1 protein-coding gene and 1 pseudogene are annotated in these 1,982 nt (G+C 69.0%); both read left to right on the top strand.

The window, feature by feature from the left end:
• A pseudogene (locus ACFW2E_RS13300) lies at positions 1–644 on the top strand (6-phosphogluconate dehydrogenase (decarboxylating)); the annotation flags it as partial.
• Between the two features lie 15 nt (positions 645–659).
• Positions 660–1,982: glucose-6-phosphate dehydrogenase (gene zwf / locus ACFW2E_RS13305; RefSeq protein ID WP_384465777.1), on the top strand; the 1,323-nt coding region annotated here is incomplete at its 3' end.

Consider the following 1,982-nt stretch of genomic DNA (forward strand, 5'->3'; position numbering starts at 1 on the left):
GGGGCGGGGACGGCGGCAACGGCCTGGGGGGCGGCGGCCCGCGGCTGGCGGCCCCGCGGCTGGACCCCCTCCTGCGCAGCATCGCCCCGGGCACCGGCAGCGCGGAACCCACTCCCGGGCGGACCGCGACGACCGGCACCGCCCCCGAGGGCTACCTGCACTGCGGACCGAGCGGAGCCGGCCACTTCGTGAAGATGGTCCACAACGGCGTGGAGTACGGGATGATGGCGGCCATCGCCGAAGGCCTGAGCATCATCAAGCACGCCGACGCGGGACTGCGCGACCGGAGCGTCGACGCCGAGACCGCCCCGCTGCGCGATCCCGAGGCGTACGCCTACGAGATCGACGTCGCCGAGGTCGCCGAGGTATGGCGACGCGGTTCGGTGGTCGGTTCCTGGCTCGTCGACCTGGTCGCCGATGCGCTGGCCCGATCGCCGCAGCTCGACGGTTTCGCCGGCCGGGTCTCCGACTCCGGGGAAGGCCGCTGGACGGTACTGGCAGCGGTCGACGAGAGCGTGCCCGCGCCGGTGATCACCGCCTCGCTCTACCAGCGATACGCCTCGCGCGGACTGGGCGAGTTCACCGACAAACTCCTGTCGGCGATGCGCGGTGAGTTCGGCGGGCACGCCGAGAAGGCGGGCTGAACCGTGTCGCAGCCGATGCCGGACACATCCCCGGGCCAGCGTCCGGATGACCATGTGATCGTGCTCTTCGGCGCGACCGGCGACCTGGCCCGCCGCAAGCTGCTGCCCGGCCTGTTCCACCTGGCCAATGCCGGACTGATGCCCGAGCACTACCGGGTGGTGGGTTCCGCGCCCGCCGCCGCCGCCCTCAGCGACGAGGAGTTCCGTGCCCACGCCCGCGAAGCGGTCGCTGAGTTCGGACGTTCGAAACCAGAGGGCGAGACGTGGGAGGCATTCGAAAGGATGCTGAGCTTCGGTGCCGCGGACCAGGAGAATCCGCAGCCGTTGCTGGCCGCCGTCGAAGCGGCCGAGCAGGCGCTCGGGGGGCGGCCGCGCCGGCTCTTCCATCTGGCGGTGCCCCCGGTCGCCTTTTCCTCCGTCGTCCAGCTGCTGGGTGACACAGGACTCTCGCAGAACGCGCGAGTGATCGTGGAGAAGCCCTTCGGCACCGACCTTCCGTCGGCCCGGACCCTGAACACCACGATCCACAACGTCTTCGACGAGTCGAGGATCTTCCGCATCGACCACTTCCTCGGCAAGGAGTCGGTCGACAACATCCTGGCCCTGAGGTTCGCCAACGGCCTGTTCGAACCCATCTGGAACCGGGACCACATCAGCCACGTGCAGATCGACGTACCGGAGCAGATCGGTATCGAAGGACGGGCCCGCTTCTTCGAAGGGACCGGCACCTTCCGGGACATGATCGTCACTCACCTCTTCCAGCTCATGGGATTCGTGGCGATGGAACCCCCGACCACGTTCGAGGCGCAGGCGCTGCGGGACGAGAAGCACAAGGTCTTCCAGTCCCTGCGGCCGCTCGACCCCGCCCATGTCGTGCGCGGCCAGTACACCGGCTACCGCGACGAACCCGGAGTGGACCCGAACTCGGACACCGAGACCTTCGTCGCCCTCCGCGTCGAACTGGACAACTGGCGCTGGGCCGGAGTGCCCTTCTTCCTGCGTTCGGGCAAATCCCTCGCCCAGGGGCGACACCTGGTCACCCTCGGCTTCCGGGAGCCTGTGCTGCGCATGTTCCCGCTCGACGTCGGCCACGGCTCCGGTCTGCGTACCAACGAACTGGTGATCGACTTCGACGATCCGGGAGGCATCACGGCCCGGTTCCTCATCAAGGAACCCGGACCCGCGATGCGGCTGGAGGACGCCGAGATGGTCTTCCAGTACGCCGGTTCGTACAACGAGGAGCACGCGCTGGAAGGCTACGAGCGGCTGATCCTGGACGCGATGCTGGGCGACCAGTCCTGGTTCACACGCTCGGACGGCATCGAACTCCGGTGGGCG

The sequence above is a fragment of the Streptomyces sp. NPDC058964 genome, from assembly GCF_042741275.1.
Taxonomy (GTDB): Bacteria; Actinomycetota; Actinomycetes; order Streptomycetales; family Streptomycetaceae; genus Streptomyces.